We start from the raw sequence: 18,667 nt of genomic DNA on the forward strand, positions 1-18,667 counted from the left end.
ATGGGAAACAACAATCAATTACGTACATTGGCAAATGCCGAACAATTCATCTACCGATTAACATATACTGAAAAAATAAATAATGCAGAGCTTCCACATACAGAGCAGCAGCTATCAGATACATTCTGCCTCCTCTTCAGCATAAGCGGCAGCGGTTTACTCACATTGAACGATCAAAAATGGCGATTGAAACATCTGACACTCTATACAATCATGCCTGGGGAAACATTTATGTTAAAAACAGAGCCTTATCAAAAACACGAGCTCTATCTGTTTCGCTTTCAGCTCTACACGCTGCAAAATCAAAACATAGGAGAAGTATCAACGGAACATGCCCGTTTCTTACTGAATAAATGGCAATTTATCGATATTAGCTCGATTGAACATATTCATTCTTTATTGTCCGATATGACAGAGGAATGGCAAAGACCTGAATCCATTAGCTTTTTTAGAAGCCAAACTCTTTTTCAGCAGCTCATTATGCAGCTTTTCACACTGCATAAAGAAGATATTTGTGACACGGCACATGCCCTTTTCAAAACAAAACAATATATCGATCAACATTCCGAAGAACCCCTCAGCCTGACAAGTCTATCTCATATGGCTGGCATCAGCGCCAATCATTACAGTGAGCTATTTAAAAAGCATTTTGATGTGAGTGTCACTGATTATATCACCAAGAAAAGGATGGCTAGAGCCAAACAATTAATGGCAAAAGGCAACGCAAAGCTCAAAGACATTGCACTGGAAATCGGCTATCAAGATCCGTATTACTTCAGCCGCATCTTTAAGAAAAAAACGGGCATGACCCCTTCAACTTATATGAAAAGCCGTCAGCGGAAAATTGCAGCCTATGGCCATTCCATACTCGGCCAGCTCACACCCATTCATATCATCCCATATGCTGCCCCTCTTCACCCTAAGTGGACAGCACATGATTTTGAGCATCATGCAGAAGAAATTCCGATTCACCTGAGTGCACATCGGATCAACGAGCACGCTGAAGCCAATTTACAGCTATTAAAAGAAACAAAACCTGAGCTGATCATTGCCAATGATCATGTGACAGAGGAAGAAAAACAAGTGTTAAAAACCATCTGTCCTGTTCACTTTGTTCCATTCACACAATTAGATTGGCGCACTCAATTCAAACAAACAGCTACGTTCCTAAATGAAGCGAACGAAGCAGAAGAATGGCTGATTCATTACGAGGAACTCGTCATTCAAGCGAAAAAGGCATGCCTTTTTGATCATCCACCAAAAACCGTCCTGCCTCTTCGTATCTTTCAAGATCAGCTCTATTTGTCTGTGAATCGCACCATGTCAGAAGTAATTTTTCAAGATATTGGCCTTCTGCCAGCTTTTCAGAATGACGGCCAGCTAATAGAAAAGAAAATCAGCATTCGCTCTATACAACAGCTAGATCCAGACGCCATCTTCCTCTTCCTGCATAAGGAGCCAAAAACCATTGCTTTTTATCAAAAGTTAAAGCAGCAGGAGTCTTGGCAAAATCTCAAGGCTGTGACGCAGCAAGCCGTCTATCCACTTACGTCTGACCCTTGGCGTGAATACACAGCAGCCAGTCATCAACGAGTCATTCAGGACCTTTTATCTTTTTTTCCGTAAAAAGTCCATCATTTGACAGATCATTGTCTATGGATAAAAGGACAAAAGACTACTACAATCTTTAATTGAGAACAATTATCAGTTAAAGGAGAAAACAAATGAAAAAATGGTTCGCATTGCTTATCCTTTGTATCATGACGATCACCGCAGCAGCCTGTGGTGCTGCAGAAAATAAACCTGCTTCAAACACGACCAAAAGCAAGTCAGCTGAAACAGCAGAAACAAATATCAACTACTTAGATCAAACGTACAAACTCAAAACACCAGTGAAACGAATTGTCATTGCTGGAAGCCTTGAATCAATGGAAGATGCAAAATTACTTGGTATCGAGCCTATTGGTGCTTCTACTGTAGGCGGCACATTCCCTGAATTATTTAAAGACATTACAGCGAAAACAGAAGGTATCGGTGAAAAAACAGAACCGAACCTGGAAAAAATCCTAAAACTAAAACCAGATGTCATACTCGGATCAACCAAGTTCCCGCCTGCAACAATTAAAAAATTGGATAAAGTCCAAACGACGATCCCAGTATCCCATGTCTCTTCTGACTGGGAAAGCAATCTATTATTACTCGGTGAACTGACTGGAAAAAGTAAAGAAGCGAAAAACATCATTTCTGATTATCAGAAAGATCTCAAACAAGCGAAAGAAACCCTGAAAGACAAAAGCAGCAACAAAACAGCTGTCATTTTGCGCATTAGACAGGGCGACCTGTACGTTTACCCTGAAGACGTATACTTCAACTCTACCTTATATGGGGACTTAGGATTTACAGCACCAAGTGATATCAAAAAAGCCAAAGCACAAGCATTGATTTCATTGGAGCGCCTAGGCGAACTCAATCCTGACTATATTTTTGTTCAGTTCTCTAAAGAGGAAAACTCCTCGAATCCAAATGCATTGAAGGACTTAGAGAAAAATAAAATTTGGACAAGCCTAAAAGCTGTGAAAAATGGGCACATCAATGAAAATGCCGTTGATCCTATGCTTCAAGGAGGAACAGCACTAAGCAAAACAACCTTCCTTGATAAGGCTGTCAAATGGTTAGATCAAAACAACTAAACAGATGCGTGATCAGATTTTTGACAAAGGGCTAAATTGTTTAGCCCTTTGTCTTCTTTTCAACGCAGTTGAAAACCTTTAGGAGAGGATACACATGAACGGAACGTTTCTATATGATGAGTTTAATGGGCGTCAGCTTGATATTTACCTCCCACAGGACACCTCTATTGATGTTCCAGCTGTCTTTGTACAAGATGGCTCTTCTTTGTTTAGAACACACCTGCTAGAGATCGAAAGAATGATCGAAACCAAAACCATCTCACCAATCATCATTGTCGGCATACACCCATTCAATCGACTTGACGAATATACACCATGGAAGGCGTCATCACTGCGATCTGGGTTTCCTGACTTTAAAGGTGAGGCACAGACGTATGTGTCATTTTTAGCGAATGACTTACTCCCATATATCAAAAGAGAATATCCAGTTCAAGAGACCTGTCATGAACATAGCCACGTAGGTGCTTCATTAGGCGGGCTGTTTGCTATTTATACTTTATTCATGCACCCTGATCTTTTTAAAAACATCGCATCGATCTCCGGGTCATTTTGGTATCAAGATTTTCTACCGTTTGCTAAACAACAAAGCATTCAGTGTGTGGATCACTTTATTTATTTGTCTGTAGGCAGTGAAGAAGGGAAAGGCAAAACATCTGCTCAACAGCACATGCCTTTATTCAACAAACAACTACATGACCTTTTATTACAGAAAGGGATGCAAGAAAGGCAGCTGCAATATCACATCGAACAAGGGGAGGGCCATCATCTGAAACAATTTCAAAAAAATTTCTTATCGGCCCTAAAGTGGTTTTATCAAAGAGAACGCTAATTTTTTATCAGCATGGCACAAAGCCGATATGATATATTGGAACGTATAGATTGAAAGAGGAGGGATTTGCGCATGAGACCTTTACAAATCTCAGCCGATACCGCACAAAAGCTTGCTGCATCACTCAATGTACCGTTAGAACAAATCATGCATATGCCGCAGCATATCTTATTAGCTAAATTAGCGGAGCTTGAACAGAAGAAAGATCGTTCTTCTTAAAGAAATAAAGGAGTTTACATTCATGGAACAACAACTAGAAAAATCAACATTACATCCTCGCAGTACAGGACAAACCATCCTGCTGATTGCTGGGATTTTGCTCATTGCATTTAATCTTCGGCCTGCCATTACATCCGTTGGCCCTGTTATCGGCGCGATTCGTTCCGATTTACAGCTTTCAAATGGACTGGCGGGTTTTCTCACGACATTACCACTGCTCTCATTCGCATTGCTTTCTCCAATTGCACCTAAAATCGGAAAACGACTTGGCAATGAACGAACCCTCTGGCTTGGACTTGCCGTCCTTCTCTTTGGGATTGTGATTCGCTCGTTTGGCTCCATCACCTTCTTAATGATTGGAACAGCGCTGGTCGGCGTTGGAATTGCGATTTGTAATGTGCTCTTACCGGGGCTTGTGAAGCATAAATTTCCTGCACATGCAGGCTTGATGACAAGTGTATATACAACTTCAATGTCCGTCTTCGCTGCACTTGCATCAGGTGTCAGTGTTCCGCTCAGTCATACGATGCCTGGCGGCTGGAATACATCATTCCTTGTATGGGCTGGACTTGCCCTTCTCGCCATGATGGTTTGGGCGCCGCAGCTTCTTCATCAGAATACAGCGGCCGTCAAAAGTATTTCTCTTACAGAGCAGCCAATATGGCGTTCACGTGTTGCATGGCAGGTAACCTTTTTTATGGGGTTGCAGTCATTCCTTTTCTATAGCAGCATCGCATGGTTTCCTGATATCTTAACATCCCATGGAATGAACCTGTCGACAGCTGGCTGGATGCTGTCCATTATGCAGTTTGTTGGGCTGCCATCCACCTTCTTAACACCCGTTTTTGCAGAAAAATTAAAAACGCAAAGACCGCTTGTCGCCGGCCTTGTCCTTGTGTATTTACTCGGCATGATTGGACTTCTTCTCGGAGGATCGACGCCTATCCTTGTCATCTCTGTTCTATTGATCGGCATTGGACAAGGGGCCAGTATCAGTCTTGCCCTCACATTTATCGGTTTACGTACAACCAATATGGAACAAGCAGCTGCCCTCTCTGGAATGGCGCAGTCTCTCGGTTATTTATTAGCTGCTGTTGGGCCGTTCATGATTGGTATCCTTTTTGATTCCACACATACATGGACACCAGCGATTATCATCTTTATCATCATCCTATTTTTCATGTTTTTATCCGGTATGCGTGCTGGACGCAGTGTCTATATTTCAGATCCTTCATAAAAAAAGAACCCGCCTCCTCGTGAGACGGGTTCTTTTCTACTTATGCCTGCTCTGTCACATGTACCTTTAACGTTGCTTGTACCTCTGGATGAAGCTTCACCGGTACATTTGTGTAACCTAATGCACGGATGGCGTCATTCAGCTCGATTTTACGCTTATCGAGTTTAATTTGATGATCTTTTTGCAATTTATCAGCGATTTGTTTGCTTGTAATCGAGCCAAACAAACGGCCGCCTTCACCTGATTTTGCAGTGAGTTCCACTGTTAACGCCTCAAGTGTTTCTTTTAATTGTTTTGCTTGTTCAAGCTCTTGGATGGCATTCTTTTTCTCTTTGTTTTTCTGCCCTTCCAATGCGCTTAGGTTCGTTGGAGTTGCTTCAACAGCTAACCCTTGTTTGATGAGAAAGTTGTGCGCGTATCCGTCAGCTACATTCTTGACTTCGCCTTTTTTTCCTTTGCCTTTTACGTCTTTTAGAAAGATGACTTTCATCTTTGAACCCCTCCTTCGAAATATTCGTCAATGGCAGCCTTTAATTTCCCTACCGCTTCTTCAATGGTTATACCATAAATCTGGGTAGCAGCGTTAGTCAAATGACCGCCGCCGTCTAATGCTTCCATAATAATTTGAACGTTGATATCCCCTAATGATCTAGCACTAATACATACTGTGTCGTCATCTCGTCTAGCGACAGCAAATGACGCTTCTACCTCACTCATTGACAACAGGGAATCCGCTGTCTGGGCAATCGTAATTTGATCATAATACTCCGACCTGTCAGATGGCAATGAAGCAATGGCCACCTGATTTTGATACAGTTCTGTATGCTGAATGAGTTTTGCTCGTTTGATGTAATGATCGACGGTTTCTTTTAAGAACTTTTGCACAAGGACAGGATCTGCTCCCTTTGCACGAAGGTAGGATGCTGCATCGAACGTTCTTGACCCCGTTCTCAGGGAGAAACTCTTCGTATCAACGATGATCCCAGCCAGAAGCGCAGTCGCCTCAATCATGTTAATCCGTAATTTCTTCGGCTGATATTCTAAAAGCTCTGTCACAAGCTCTGCTGTAGATGAAGCATACGGCTCCATATAAACAAGTAAAGGATCACGGATAAATTCCTCGCCGCGTCTATGATGGTCAATGACCACGACATTTTCAATCTTATTCAGCAGCCGTTCTTCCATAACGAGAGACGGTTTATGTGTATCCACGACGACAAGCAATGTGTCATCCTTTGCAAGCTCCATTGCTTCCTCTGGGGTGATAAAACGTGACCAAAGCTCTTCATAATTTTTAATTTCACTAATTAAGCGTTGAACACTGTCGCCAATCTGATTGGCATCAATGACAATATAGCCTTCTTTTCCATTGGCCTGGGCGACCTTTAAAATCCCAATGGATGCACCGATCGAGTCCATGTCGGGGAACTTATGCCCCATGATCATGACATTACCGCTTTCAGATACAATTTCTTTTAAAGCATGAGAAATGACCCGTGCGCGTACGCGTGTCCGTTTCTCCATTGGATTCGTTTTTCCACCGTAGAATTTCACTTTTCCATTCGGCTGTTTAATGGCGACCTGATCCCCGCCTCGTCCGAGGGCAAGGTCAAGACTCGACTGGGCAAGTGCTCCAAGCTCTTTCAAGGAAGGAACGGACGCACCGATCCCGATACTCAGAGTAAGCGTCGCACTATGTGCCCCTGTTTTCTCACGGACCTCGTCTAAAATGGAGAATTTTGACGCTTCAAGCTCAGCTAAAATGCTCTCATTTAGAACCGCCATAAATCGTTCAGACGAAATTCTCTTCAGGAAAATACCGTATTCTTGTGCCCAATTGTTGAGCAAAGACGTCACTTCACTATTAATCGCGCTGCGAACTTGATCATCAAGGCCCTGCGTGACATCGTCGTAGTTGTCTAAAAAGATATAAGATAACACCGTTCGTTCATTTTCGTACTGTCGTTCAATCTGCACTTGTTCCGTGACATCAAAGAAATATAAAAGGCGCTCTGACCGTTTAATAATGACTTTGAATTTCCGGTCATTCAGCGTCACATTTTCGGTCTCGACCTCTTGTTTAATAAGAGGCACAATAGACTCGAATGTATCGTACAAGGATCTGCCGACAAGTGTGCTTTCATGAAAGCACGAAGCGAGAAACGGATTGGTCCATTCGATATAATACTGGTCATTAAACAGCATAATACCAATTGGCATCTCCATTAATGCTTCTTCTCCAACCTTTTTGACTCGATAGGATAATGTTGAAATATATGAATCAATCTCATTCTGCACTTGCGTATCTGCCCACTTTAAGAAGTAGAGCACACCTGCAAGGACGATAAGACCAACTGCTCCTATGATCCAATTGAAATAAAGGTTGAGGAGGACTGTGACCACCGCAAGAACAATTAACGCGAAGATCGGATACTTGATGACAGGTTTTCTATAGAAGCTTGGCACTGATATCAACTCCTCAACATTCAGAGTGAATTATTTGTTTTTTACTTTTTCTCTTAAATCAAAGCCTATGTCAGCAATCCCTATAATTCGCACAATCACACCGATTGGCGGAAAGAAAACCGTTAACACGACAGCGAAAATGGGTACCGCTTTTGAGATGTTTTTTTCGTGGCAATAATAGAAGAGAAAAGAAAATCCCTGAATAAGCACCAGTATAAATAAAATTTGAAACGCACTCGTTTGAACGAGCCATAAAAAGCTGCCTTTTTCCGTCTGAATCAGCATCAAAAGCAATGTGAGTAAATAATACCATACCATGCTTTTTGGCAGTCGCATATCCTTAAATTTCTTCAAGGACGGCATGTCTGAAACAAACCGTTTGAGCAAAGGCCGCACGAACCAGTGATTCACAAAAGCCATCAGCGTCACCAAAATCAATAACGCTACAGGTAAAGCACTTAATGCCGTATCCTGCATCTCTTTAAACTGTTTGAGCTGTTTAGCTATGTCCTTTTCAGAAGCCCCGGATTGCTTTAAAACACTCTCTACCATCGGCATCATTTGCTCAATCGACTCTTTCGCAATATTCATAATATCGATTTGAAAGAGCTGAACACTGACAACAAAGGAGATGAGAATACTGAATAAATAAAGCAGCGCACCTGTAATGATGGCATTCCCAGGCTGCCTTCTGCTGTAGAAAACACCCATGCCTAATCCGACGGCAATTAAGATAGGTGCACTCATGAGTCCAGCCATAGACCCAATTAAAAAGCTGATCACTATGCCAATAGCGCCAGCAGCAATTCCTTTTTTCAAGCCGTGTCTGATTGTATAGAGGATGATCGGAATCGGAGCAGCTAGAAAGAAAATAATAGATAAAAGCGGCACATACAAATAAAACAGCATCATGACCGCAAAAATACTCATCATGATTGCGCCCTCTACTAACGCTTTTGTTTGTTTCACACCTTCACCTCTATCCAATCCTTTTGTCTATATCTTGCTCAATGTGTACTTCTATGTATACGTATGATGTCAGCTCCATCATGTCTTGCCCCAACCTTTATTTTACCATAGCGGTAAATCTCAAGTAAAATGCAGGCTGTCCTGGGAGCGTTTCACGTGGAACACCGATATGGAACCGCACATGCAAGTTTTCAAACAGCATGTTACAATTTTTTAGATTATTCTTAGCTATAAACCCTGAATTCAAGGTCAAAAGCTGTTAGAATAGAAACATCATCAATAAATGTAAGAAGGAGAATTCACATGGGAAAAACACTCGTATTCGGACACAAAAATCCTGACACAGACACGATTTGTTCTGCTATTGCTTACGCTGATCTGAAAAACAAAATCGGCGTTCAGGCAGAAGCCGTCAGACTTGGAGAAATCAATGGAGAAACACAATACGCATTAGATTTCTTTAAACAAGAAGCACCTCGTTTCATTGAAACGGCTGCAAATGAAACAAAGCAAGTCATTCTTGTCGATCATAACGAATTCCAGCAAAGTGTAAGCGATATTGATCAAGTACAAGTAACTGAGGTCATTGACCACCACCGTATTGCCAACTTTGAAACAAGTGAACCTCTTTACTATCGTGCAGAGCCTGTAGGCTGTACAGCAACGATCTTAAACAAAATGTATAAAGAAAACCAAGTGACGATTGAAAAAGAAATCGCTGGTTTGCTTTTATCTGCGATCATTTCTGATTCCTTATTATTCAAATCCCCAACATGCACACAGCAAGATATTGATGCTGCACATGAGCTTGCAAAAATCGCAGGGGTAGATCCAGAAGTTTACGGTCTAGATATGCTCAAAGCAGGCGCTGATCTAAGCCAAAAAACGGTTCAAGAATTAATTACACTTGATGCAAAAGAATTCGCACTAGGCAAAAGCAAAGTCGAAATTGCACAAGTCAATACAGTAGATATTGCTGAAGTGACAGCAAGACAGGCTGACATTGAAGCGAAAATCAATGAAGTCATTGCAGCAAAAGGTCTTGATCTATTTGTTTTAGTCATCACAGACATTTTGGAAAATGACTCCCTTGCTCTTGCACTCGGTGCTGAAGCAGCAAAAGTAGAAAAAGCATTTAACGTCACGCTTAAAAACAACACAGCTTTACTAAAAGGTGTTGTATCAAGAAAGAAACAAGTCGTACCAGCGCTGACAGACGCACTTTCTTAATCAACACGACAAGACTGCTGAATCATTCAGCAGTCTTTTTTGTCTATATTCTTTTTAATGAATATACATATCACTAACGAGAACATCCTTTAGCACACTTGTTGGAATCGTGAATTCAACAACACCCATGTAGCCAGGTGCCACATCATATTCATTAAAGGAAATCACAAGCTTTCCTTTTGAATTGATATAGAAGTTTTGATCCGGCTTAATTTTCTTAAATGGTTCCGCCATATCTTGCTTGCCAATCCAATACATTTTGTTTGAATCCTCTTTCATCTGTTTCTTCATTTGTTCTTTAATATTTTCACTAATTACATCAATATAACGGTCATCTTTAAACAGGCTTGGTAGTGTAATGAGGACATGGTTTTTCTTATCAACCGTATCATATGTCATTTCCTCTGCCGCAGAAGCCTGAGTCGTCACCTTGTATCGGCCTAGTGAAAGGATTTGATCATTGTTCGTTCTCACTTCATAACCGCTCTCAACACTTAAATGACCATTTTTATACCCCTTTGTTTCCTTTTCAAAATCTTGATACAGCTTTTTGTTTTCAGCTAAATATTTTTGATTCAGGCTGTCTTGTAATGTTCCGTCCCCAAGTCCTGAAACGTGTGGTGTTTTAAGATCAATATTCGTTCCTTGATCGCTCTTTTTAAATTCTGTAAACGTTACGACTTTCACCAGCTCGCCAATGACAGGCACCTCTGAAATCGCTCTTGCTGCCTGTGGACTGACATTAACCGTTGTGACAAAAAGAGCTGCCGCCGCAACAAGTCCTATTGTCCATTGCTGAAAATGAGGTTTTTTATTTTTTCTTTTTAACGTTCGTTCAACCATCGCATCATATTCCGGTGGAATAGGGATTTCTAAATATTCATCTTTTAAATGTTCCAAATACTTATCCATTTATATTTCCTCCTGTGATAATTCTACTTTTAAAAGCCGCAGCGCCTTATATAATCTTGTTTTAATGGTGTTTTCATTTTCATCGAGAATCTGGGCGATGTCCTCTAGTTTTAAATCTTCAAAGAATCTCAAAATAATGATGACCCGATACATCTCAGGCAAATCCTCTATAGCCCGTTTGACGTCTTGATCCTCGTATACATCTGATTCGCCCTGAGATAAGAATTCAAGCGTATCATCATCTGTCACCTGCACCCGTTTCTTCTTTCGTAAAAAGTCTAGGGCAGCGTTCACCACGATTTTATAAAACCAGCTATGCATTTTGCTCGCATCCTCTAATCGGTGAACAGATTTGAGTGCTTTATGAATGGCCTCCTGAACAACATCCATAGCATCTTCTGGGTTTTTGACATAACTATAGGACAACCGATAAAAACTGTGTTTATGTTCCATGACGTAATCCGCAAATTGATCGTCTATTTTTCGTTTCTTCATTTTACAAAGAGCTCCTTTATCTTAAATGCGCATCTGTTATTTCTTACATTGGATAGACGCGCACCTTTTGAAAATAGTTTGCGCTCGATTATTTTTTAACATGTCATCACATTTACGTTCCTATACAAAAAGAGCGAACCTGATGGGTTCACTCTTTCCAAGCGGATAGTGTTTGATGAACAAACTGTTTTAGTGAAGAAAGCGGATGAATGATAGGAACGCCTGTCTCCTGCTCCATCTGCTGTGCCGCATGAACCATCGAAAGCTGCATCACACAAATGTCTTTCCCTTTTTGCTTCATACATCTTCTCAGCTGCTCCTTGATTTGTTCATCATAGGCTTGCATATCACCGTTTAGACAGAGATGAAAGGCATCCTCCATCACAACCAATTCCACTTCAACCTGTTTGCCCCGCTCTGTGGCATATGATTCAAGCCGCTGCATCGTCCCTTCCACTGTATCTGGGTTGGAAAACACCAGTTGAAGAGGCCCTTGTTTCTCACAAATCATCTCAAATAACGGTTCATCGATCGGAACAATCGGTTGTTTGAAATGGTGCTGCTGATCACCTAGAGCAGCAATGTATTGTGTACACGTGAGCAGAATGAGATCGGCTTCACTTTCTTGCTTTAATCTGTTGATAGCATACGTTTGCTGCTTGTATTGATCAAATGCAGGATCTTGAGTGGCGCGTTCTATAAATGATGAATCGACTGTGTGATGCAAATCAACATCTGTATCACCAAAAACATCTTCTATATATGACTGATTGGATGGATGGGCGTGAAGGCAGTGTAATCGAATCATCTGGTTTGCTCCTCGTGAAAGTTTTCAATCATTATATCAATCCTTGTATGAAATAGGGAGCAACATGACCATATTGTTAGGGAGATATTGAAGGAGGGATTCGAATTGAAAGAAGATCAACAGCCTAAATCATCTTCAGAGTCAGAAGAAACGTTAACGAATCGGCAAGGTCATCCCGTAACAGACAATCAAAATATGAGAACTGTTGGGAATAGAGGACCCACTACGCTTGAAAACTACGATTTCCTAGAGAAAATCAGTCATTTTGATCGTGAACGCATCCCTGAACGTGTCGTTCATGCACGCGGTGCTGGAGCTCACGGTTATTTTGAAGCCTACGGCACATTTGGTGATGAACCCATCTCCACCTATACGAGAGCGAAATTGTTTCAGGAAAAAGGGAAAAAGACGCCTGTTTTCGTTCGTTTTTCTTCTGTGATTCACGGCGGTCATTCACCAGAAACATTACGCGATCCGAGAGGGTTTGCGATTAAATTTTATACAGAGGAAGGCAACTGGGATCTCGTGGGGAACAACCTGAAGATTTTCTTTATCCGAGATGCTTTAAAGTTCCCTGATTTGGTTCATGCCTTTAAGCCAGATCCTGTCACCAATCGTCAGGACGGCGAGCGTATTTTTGATTTTGTCTCACAATCACCTGAAGCGACGCATATGGTGACATTTCTCTTTTCACCGTGGGGCATCCCCGCAACATACAGGCACATGCAAGGCTCAGGTGTCCATGCGTACAAATGGGTAAACCATGAAGGAAAAGCCGTGCTGGTTAAATATCATTTTGAACCGAAACAAGGCATTCGCAACCTGACCCAAGAACAGGCGCAAGCGATCCAAGGAGAAAATTTCAATCATGCCACACAGGATTTATATGAAGCCATCGAGCAAGGTGATCATCCTGAATGGGAGGTATATGCACAGATCATGGAAGATGATGCCCACCCTCACCTCGATTTTGACCCGCTAGACCCGACAAAGCTTTGGTACAAGGATGACTACCCATGGAAACCAATCGGACGGATGGTATTAAACAAAAATCCAGAAAACTATTTCGCAGAAGTCGAGCAGGTTGCCTTTGGGACTGGTGTACTCGTAGACGGTTTGGATTTCTCAGATGATAAATTGCTTCAAGGCCGTACCTTCTCCTACTCTGACACGCAGCGATATCGTGTAGGGCCAAACTATTTACAGCTGCCGATCAATGCACCGAAAAAGCATGTCGCCACCAATCAGAGAGACGGGCAAATGGAATACCATGTCGATCAAGGCAAAGGGCAAAATCCCCATGTGAATTATGAACCGTCGATCCTCGGGGGATTAAAAGAAGCCAAACAGGATGGAAAGGATCATACGCCTTTTGTAGAGGGTGAAGTCAAACGAGAAGCCATTGACCGCCCAAACAACTTTGGACAAGCAGGAGAAACGTATCGCCGTTTTAATGATTGGGAGCGTGAGGAACTGATTAAGAACTTAGTCAATACCCTTGCCACATGTCAAAAGGACATTCAAGACCAAATGATCGAAAACTTTACAAAAGCAGACCCTGATTACGGAAAGCGTGTCGCTGACGGCTTAAAAGCCTTTAAACAAGAGCAGCCAAGCGGACCTATCGGCTCTACAGGCGCTGCCGAAGCCGTGGACGATGCCATCAACAACAGCACACCATCAGATCCTTATTAATGAAAAAAAGAATGCAGCGGCGAGGCTGCATTCTTTTTATTTACATCTATTAAGCGTTTTGACCTTTTTTGATCCATTCTGCTACATTGACTGTACGTTTTGCCTGATGTTTCACAGCTGCTTCTGCATCCTCTTGGATTTTTCCATTTTGGTCAACAGTGACACTTACGCCATAAGGGTTGCCCCCTGCACCGTATAAGGAATCATCTGTGTATCCAGGAGCGGCAATAATGGCTCCCCAGTGGAACATCGTCGTATATAGGCTGAGAACCGTCTGCTCCTGTCCGCCATTTGCGTTTTGAGCTGAAGTCATCGCGCTCACTGCTTTGTTTGCCAATTTACCTTGGAACCACAAGCCGCCTGTCGTATCTAAGAACTGCTTCATTTGAGCTGGCAGGTTACCGAAACGTGTCGGCATGCTAAAGATGATGGCATCTGCCCACTCTAAATCACTTAATTGAACCTCTGGCACATCCTTTGTTTCGTCTAAATGTGCTTTCCATGCTGGATTTGAAGCGACAACTGCTTCTGGTGCCAATTCAGCAACCTTTAATACTTTGACCTCTGCGCCAGCTTCTTTTGCTCCAGCTTCAGCCCATTTCGCCATCTGATAGTTTGTACCTGTTGAACTATAATAAATAATCGCTAATTTTACGTTTTCCATTTGTTCCATCTCCTTTTGTTTATTTTGCCCAAAAAGCTTCTGTAAAAATCCCACCTGTATTCCCCACCTTATTTAAAATTGACGACGATACCATAAAGCCGCAGCATCGACTTCTTCTCTCGTTAGCTGATGTCCGCGATTTTCCCAATGAAGTGTAACCGATGCACCTGCACCCTGCAGCAATTGCTCCAGCTCCTGTGATTCCTCTGGACGGCACATTGGGTCATTTTCACCTGCTGCTATAAAGACTTGTTTCCCTGCTAATGAAGGCAATGAAACTCCGCGTCTTGGAACCATTGGATGATGCAGGATGGCGCCTTTTAGGGCATCCCCATAATGGAATAACAAGCTTCCAGCAATGTTTGCCCCATTGGAATATCCGATAGCTACCACATTGTGACGATCAAATCCATATTCATCAGCTGCTTCACCGATAAATGTATATAGTTCCTCAGTACGCTCAATCAAATCCTGTTCATCAAATACACCCTCTGCCAAACGTCTGAAAAAACGCGGCATGCCGTTTTCTAATACATTCCCTCTCACACTAAGAACAGATGCATCAGGATCTACGATCTCTGCAAGTGGCAATAAATCTTCTTCTGTCCCGCCAGTTCCGTGCAGTAATAACAGGACAGGTCTTTGTTCATTCTTTCCTTTTCGAAAAAGATGCTTCATCATGAATCTCCTTTCCCTTTAACTTCTCTCACTTCAATTGGAAGCACAATTTGTTCAATCTGACCGCGCTGCGCCTCATATTGCGGTGGCAGTTTCAATGCTTCACCCATTGTTTCCACTGATTCATCGTGTGCAAACCCTGGAGGATCCGTGGCAATCTCAAATAATATGCCGCCAAACTCTTTAAAATAAATAGCATTGAAGTAATTTCGGTCTTGCACAGGTGTCACTTGATACCCGCTTTGTGCAATATGTCTTTGCCAATCTAATTGGTCCTGATCATCTGTTGCTCTCCATGCAATATGGTGCACAACCCCAACACCCATACGTCCTCGTGGAACAGGTGTGTTGTTCACATCAATCACATTGCCTATTTCACCAAACGAACGGAATCTCACATAGTCTCCTTCTGCTCCGACTCGTTCAAGTCCCATCGTTTGCTCTAGCAGCTGCATCGTTTGCTCCGGCTGCGAAGTTAATAAAACAGCTCCGCCAAATCCTTTAATGGCTACATCTGGTGTAACACCATTAAAGGTCCACTCGTTTTGCTTTCCTTCCGCACGTTCTACCAGCTCAATCAATAAGCCGTGTGGATCTTCGAATGAGAGAAAAGCTTCACCAAAGCGTTCAACTATTTCATAAGAGACATCAAACTGCTCAAGGCGATCCTTCCAGAAAGAGAAAGAGCCTGTCGGTACAACATATGTCGTCACGCCCACTTGCCCTGCACCAATTTGACCTTTTTGTGCCCCCGGCCAAGGGAAAAACGTAATAATTGTCCCTGGAGAGCCGCCTTCATTTCCAAAATATAAATGGTATGTGCCCGGATCATCAAAATTCACGGTCTTCTTCACGAGACGAAGTCCTAAAACACCTGCATAAAAATCAACGTTCTCCTGAGGATGACCTACAATAGCTGTAATATGGTGAATTCCTTCTGTTTTTTTCACTTCTCATGCCCTCCTAATTGAAGTAAGAAACCTCTATTCATTATGTCTTTACTGACGTCTTTATATTATCTCGAATTCGAGATATTAGATCAAAAAAATATATTTATCTCGAATTAAGGATATGATGTTTTTAAATAAATGTCAATGTTTTTTGTTTTTCTTTTAAAAAAGCAGAGCTGTTTTGCATGAAACAGCCCTGCTTTCCCTTGATTATTGCAGCAATTTTTTCTTTTTTAAATAGGCCTTCGCTACCTGAAATGCATCCTTCTCCTTCACATTGACTTCATAATTCATTTCTCTCATCTCATCGTCTGTGATTTGACCCGCAAGCTTATTGAGAGAGGTCTCAATCTCAGGGAATTCAGTTAATGTCTCCTGCCTGAGCAGCGGTGCTCCTTGATATGGCGGGAAAACATGCTGATCATCATCAAGCACCTTTAATTTGTATTGTCTCAATTCACTGTCTGTCGAATACGCATCGACCAAATTGATATCTCCTTTTTGAATCGCTCGATAACGAAGCTTCGGCTCCATCGTCACAACATCGTCAAAGGAAAATTGATAAGCTTTTTGAATGCCTCGATACCCATCCTGACGATCAGAAAACTCTAAGGTAAATCCAGCTTTTATACGGTTTTTGATCTTACCTAGATCTGAAATGTGGGACACCTCATATTGATCAGCCAGTGACTGCGGCACGGCTAAAGCATACGTATTGTTGTATGCCATGGGCTCAAGAAGACGGAGCTGAAAGGACGATTCCAATCCACGCCGCGCTTGCTCATACACTTTTCTTTTATCTGTGCTTTTTGCTGTTTCTTTGAGGAATTCAGAAATCGCTGTACCCGTAAACTCGGGATAAATGTCAATATCACCAGAGCGTAATGCCTGGAAAACAAAGGACGTCTTACCAAGACCGGGCTTCAGGTTCACTTGAATATCTGTATCCTGTTCAATTAAAAGCTTATACATTGAGATCAAAATCTCAGGCTCTGATCCTAACTTTCCGCCAATGGTGATTTCTTTCTTTTCTTGCTGAAACAGCGAGGGGGCAGCGACAACTGCTCCTGCAATCAGAGCAAAAACAGCCACAGAAATCACAGTCTTTTTAAAAGAAATTTTCTCAAAGGTTCGCAGCACCACATCAAATAAGAGAGCGAGTAAGGCAGCTGGTATCGCACCAATGACAATAAGAGACATATCATTTCGATCAATTCCCAGCAGAATTAAACTTCCTAATCCCCCAGCTCCGATCAGTGCTGCCAGAGTGGCGGTCCCCACAATGAGAACCATTCCGGTTCGGATACCCGCCATAATGACTGGCATGGCAAGTGGAAGCTCTACCTTTAATAACCGTTTGCGATGATTCATCCCCATAGCAAGCGCTGCTTCTCTCAGGGAAGGATCGACCTCCTGAATGCCTGTATATGTATTTCTTAAAATAGGGAGTAAGGCATAGACCACAAGCGCAATAATCGCAGGCACTTGCCCAATCCCCACGAGAGGAATCAGCAAGCCAAGAAGTGCAAGCGACGGAATCGTTTGCAAGACAGCCGTCACCCCAATGACCCATTCCGCTAGCTTTGGAACCCTCGTTAAATAGATACCTAATGGAATGGCAATCAAAATCGCTAAAAATAAAGCAATAAAAGAAATTTGAATATGCTCAAGTAAGGCGTGCCCCAATTGTTCTTTGCGTTCCCATAACACACGGGTCCAATCATTCATGTGACTCGCCCCTCTCTTTAGAAGAATCAGCTAAAAACTGAATCACTGCTTGACGATTCACTAGTCCAATCCGCTCTCCATTCTTTTCAACAGCCAATTCCTCGTGCTTTGCCAATAGAGACAAGGCTTCATCCAGTGTGGCATCTGCTGAGACCGCCTCATAGAGGAAAAGAGCTTCGTGAGCCATCGGTTGGGCCAAGGTTTCCAGCTCAAAAGCTTGATGTCCCACATGGCGGGCAGCCCCTGAAACAAACTCCTTTACAAAGGCATTGGCTGGATGTTGAACCAATTCCTCAGGACGTCCGATCTGCACTACTTTTCCTTCATTCATCACACAAATCCGATCACCCAGCTTCATAGCTTCCTGCATATCATGCGTCACAAAAACAATGGTTTTTTGTATGCGGCGCTGCAAATCAAGCAGATCATCCTGCAATTTCTCCCTCGTTAGTGGATCTAACGCACTAAAAGGTTCATCCATCAGGACAATCTCAGGATCAGCTGCAAGTGCACGTGCCACACCGACACGCTGCTGCTGTCCACCAGAGAGCTCTGCTGGCTTTCGATGCCGATACATAGCAGGATCAAGCCCGACCATCAACATGAGTTCATGGACACGCTGATTGGTCTCATTCCGGCTCCATTGTTTAAGCTCTGGCACCACAGCAATATTTTCTTCTATGGTCATATGAGGAAAAAGCGCAATTTGCTGCAGAACATAACCGATATCCCAGCGCAGCTCATACATATCAAAATCACTTATTTTTTGACCCTTTATGTAAATCTCACCTTCTGTAGAAGAAATGAGACGATTGATCATTTTCAATGTCGTCGTTTTTCCGCTGCCACTAGGTCCAATCAATACAAAAAACTCACCTTGCTGAATCTCCAAATCAACAGATTGAACGGCATAGCGCTCATCAGAAAATTGCATCGATACCTTATTAAATTCAATCATCTTCCCACGCCCTGACTGCAATTATTTTCTAGACTACCAATATGACAGATCAACCTCATATTTGTATAGAATAAACTGTCACTTTTACATACTTCCCCTAGGTTGACTGTCAAAAACAACTCTAGCAAAAATAGATGGG

General features: G+C 42.3%; 18 protein-coding genes. 7 read left to right on the forward strand and 11 right to left on the reverse strand.

All coding sequences use genetic code 11. From position 1 onward, the window contains the following. From BA81_RS15800 to BA81_RS15815, 5 genes are all read left to right on the forward strand, one after another. Window positions 1–1,626, forward strand: a complete 1,626-nt coding sequence (locus BA81_RS15800; protein ID WP_034283614.1) for a helix-turn-helix domain-containing protein — start codon at window positions 1–3, stop codon at window positions 1,624–1,626. 98 nt (window positions 1,627–1,724) lie between these two features. After that, window positions 1,725–2,690 (forward strand): iron-hydroxamate ABC transporter substrate-binding protein, encoded by a 966-nt coding sequence (locus BA81_RS15805; RefSeq protein ID WP_034283615.1) that lies wholly within the window; start codon window positions 1,725–1,727, stop codon window positions 2,688–2,690. Between the two features lie 94 nt (window positions 2,691–2,784). Then, entirely contained in the window at window positions 2,785–3,519 is a 735-nt protein-coding gene (locus tag BA81_RS15810) for an alpha/beta hydrolase (RefSeq protein WP_034283617.1), read from the forward strand. A gap of 72 nt (window positions 3,520–3,591) precedes the next feature. Beyond that, on the forward strand, window positions 3,592–3,738 hold the full coding sequence (locus BA81_RS19420) for a YycC family protein (RefSeq protein WP_064498621.1): 147 nt from the start codon (window positions 3,592–3,594) through the stop codon (window positions 3,736–3,738). Window positions 3,739–3,760: 22 nt separating this feature from the next. After that, the gene (locus BA81_RS15815; protein ID WP_034283619.1) at window positions 3,761–4,975 is read left to right on the forward strand and encodes a CynX/NimT family MFS transporter; all 1,215 of its coding nucleotides are present in this window, start codon (window positions 3,761–3,763) and stop codon (window positions 4,973–4,975) included. Window positions 4,976–5,015: 40 nt separating this feature from the next. Here BA81_RS15815 and rplI read toward each other — a convergent pair whose 3' ends face one another. From rplI to BA81_RS15830, 3 genes are read right to left on the reverse strand one after another with little or no spacing between them, the layout of a single operon-like run. After that, complete coding sequence (gene rplI / locus BA81_RS15820; protein ID WP_008359128.1) at window positions 5,016–5,465, reverse strand: 50S ribosomal protein L9; 450 nt, start codon at window positions 5,463–5,465, stop codon at window positions 5,016–5,018. Continuing rightward, window positions 5,462–7,441: a DHH family phosphoesterase gene (locus BA81_RS15825; RefSeq protein ID WP_034283620.1), complete on the reverse strand. Its 1,980-nt coding sequence runs from the start codon at window positions 7,439–7,441 to the stop codon at window positions 5,462–5,464. Before BA81_RS15825 ends, rplI begins: the two co-directional genes overlap by 4 nt. Before the next feature lie 30 nt (window positions 7,442–7,471). Continuing rightward, window positions 7,472–8,410 (reverse strand): YybS family protein, encoded by a 939-nt coding sequence (locus BA81_RS15830; protein ID WP_034283621.1) that lies wholly within the window; start codon window positions 8,408–8,410, stop codon window positions 7,472–7,474. Window positions 8,411–8,713: 303 nt separating this feature from the next. Between BA81_RS15830 and BA81_RS15835 the strand changes: the two genes are divergently transcribed. Continuing rightward, window positions 8,714–9,640: a manganese-dependent inorganic pyrophosphatase gene (locus BA81_RS15835; RefSeq protein ID WP_034283622.1), complete on the forward strand. Its 927-nt coding sequence runs from the start codon at window positions 8,714–8,716 to the stop codon at window positions 9,638–9,640. Window positions 9,641–9,694: 54 nt separating this feature from the next. Here BA81_RS15835 and rsiV read toward each other — a convergent pair whose 3' ends face one another. The 3 genes from rsiV to BA81_RS15850 form a co-directional block, all read right to left on the reverse strand. Next, on the reverse strand, window positions 9,695–10,552 hold the full coding sequence (rsiV, locus tag BA81_RS15840) for an anti-sigma-V factor RsiV (RefSeq protein ID WP_034283623.1): 858 nt from the start codon (window positions 10,550–10,552) through the stop codon (window positions 9,695–9,697). Continuing rightward, window positions 10,553–11,047, reverse strand: a complete 495-nt coding sequence (gene sigV, locus BA81_RS15845; RefSeq protein WP_034283625.1) for an RNA polymerase sigma factor SigV — start codon at window positions 11,045–11,047, stop codon at window positions 10,553–10,555. It abuts the gene before it with no gap. A 148-nt stretch (window positions 11,048–11,195) separates the two neighbouring features. After that, window positions 11,196–11,855, reverse strand: coding sequence for an aspartate/glutamate racemase family protein (locus BA81_RS15850; protein ID WP_034283626.1), 660 nt, complete (start codon window positions 11,853–11,855; stop codon window positions 11,196–11,198). An 84-nt stretch (window positions 11,856–11,939) separates the two neighbouring features. Here BA81_RS15850 and katX point away from each other — a divergent pair, with 84 nt between their 5' ends. Continuing rightward, window positions 11,940–13,550, forward strand: a complete 1,611-nt coding sequence (katX, locus tag BA81_RS15855) for a catalase KatX (protein WP_373924854.1) — start codon at window positions 11,940–11,942, stop codon at window positions 13,548–13,550. Between the two features lie 49 nt (window positions 13,551–13,599). Here the strand turns inward: katX and wrbA are convergent, their stop codons facing one another. The 5 genes from wrbA to BA81_RS15880 form a co-directional block, all read right to left on the reverse strand. Continuing rightward, a complete protein-coding gene (wrbA, locus tag BA81_RS15860; RefSeq protein WP_034283654.1) occupies window positions 13,600–14,214 on the reverse strand; it encodes an NAD(P)H:quinone oxidoreductase in 615 nt (204 codons plus the stop codon). 72 nt (window positions 14,215–14,286) lie between these two features. Next, complete coding sequence (locus tag BA81_RS15865) at window positions 14,287–14,895, reverse strand: alpha/beta hydrolase (RefSeq protein ID WP_034283629.1); 609 nt, start codon at window positions 14,893–14,895, stop codon at window positions 14,287–14,289. Beyond that, a complete protein-coding gene (locus BA81_RS15870) occupies window positions 14,892–15,842 on the reverse strand; it encodes a ring-cleaving dioxygenase (protein ID WP_034283630.1) in 951 nt (316 codons plus the stop codon). Before BA81_RS15870 ends, BA81_RS15865 begins: the two co-directional genes overlap by 4 nt. Window positions 15,843–16,052: 210 nt before the next feature. Continuing rightward, window positions 16,053–17,570: an osmoprotectant update ABC transporter permease/substrate-binding subunit OpuFB gene (opuFB, locus tag BA81_RS15875; protein WP_034283631.1), complete on the reverse strand. Its 1,518-nt coding sequence runs from the start codon at window positions 17,568–17,570 to the stop codon at window positions 16,053–16,055. Further along, window positions 17,563–18,528, reverse strand: coding sequence for an ABC transporter ATP-binding protein (locus BA81_RS15880; protein ID WP_034283633.1), 966 nt, complete (start codon window positions 18,526–18,528; stop codon window positions 17,563–17,565). Before BA81_RS15880 ends, opuFB begins: the two co-directional genes overlap by 8 nt. Window positions 18,529–18,667: the final 139 nt, after the last annotated feature.

It is taken from the genome of Bacillus safensis FO-36b, assembly GCF_000691165.1.
GTDB classification, from domain to species: Bacteria; Bacillota; Bacilli; order Bacillales; family Bacillaceae; genus Bacillus; species Bacillus safensis.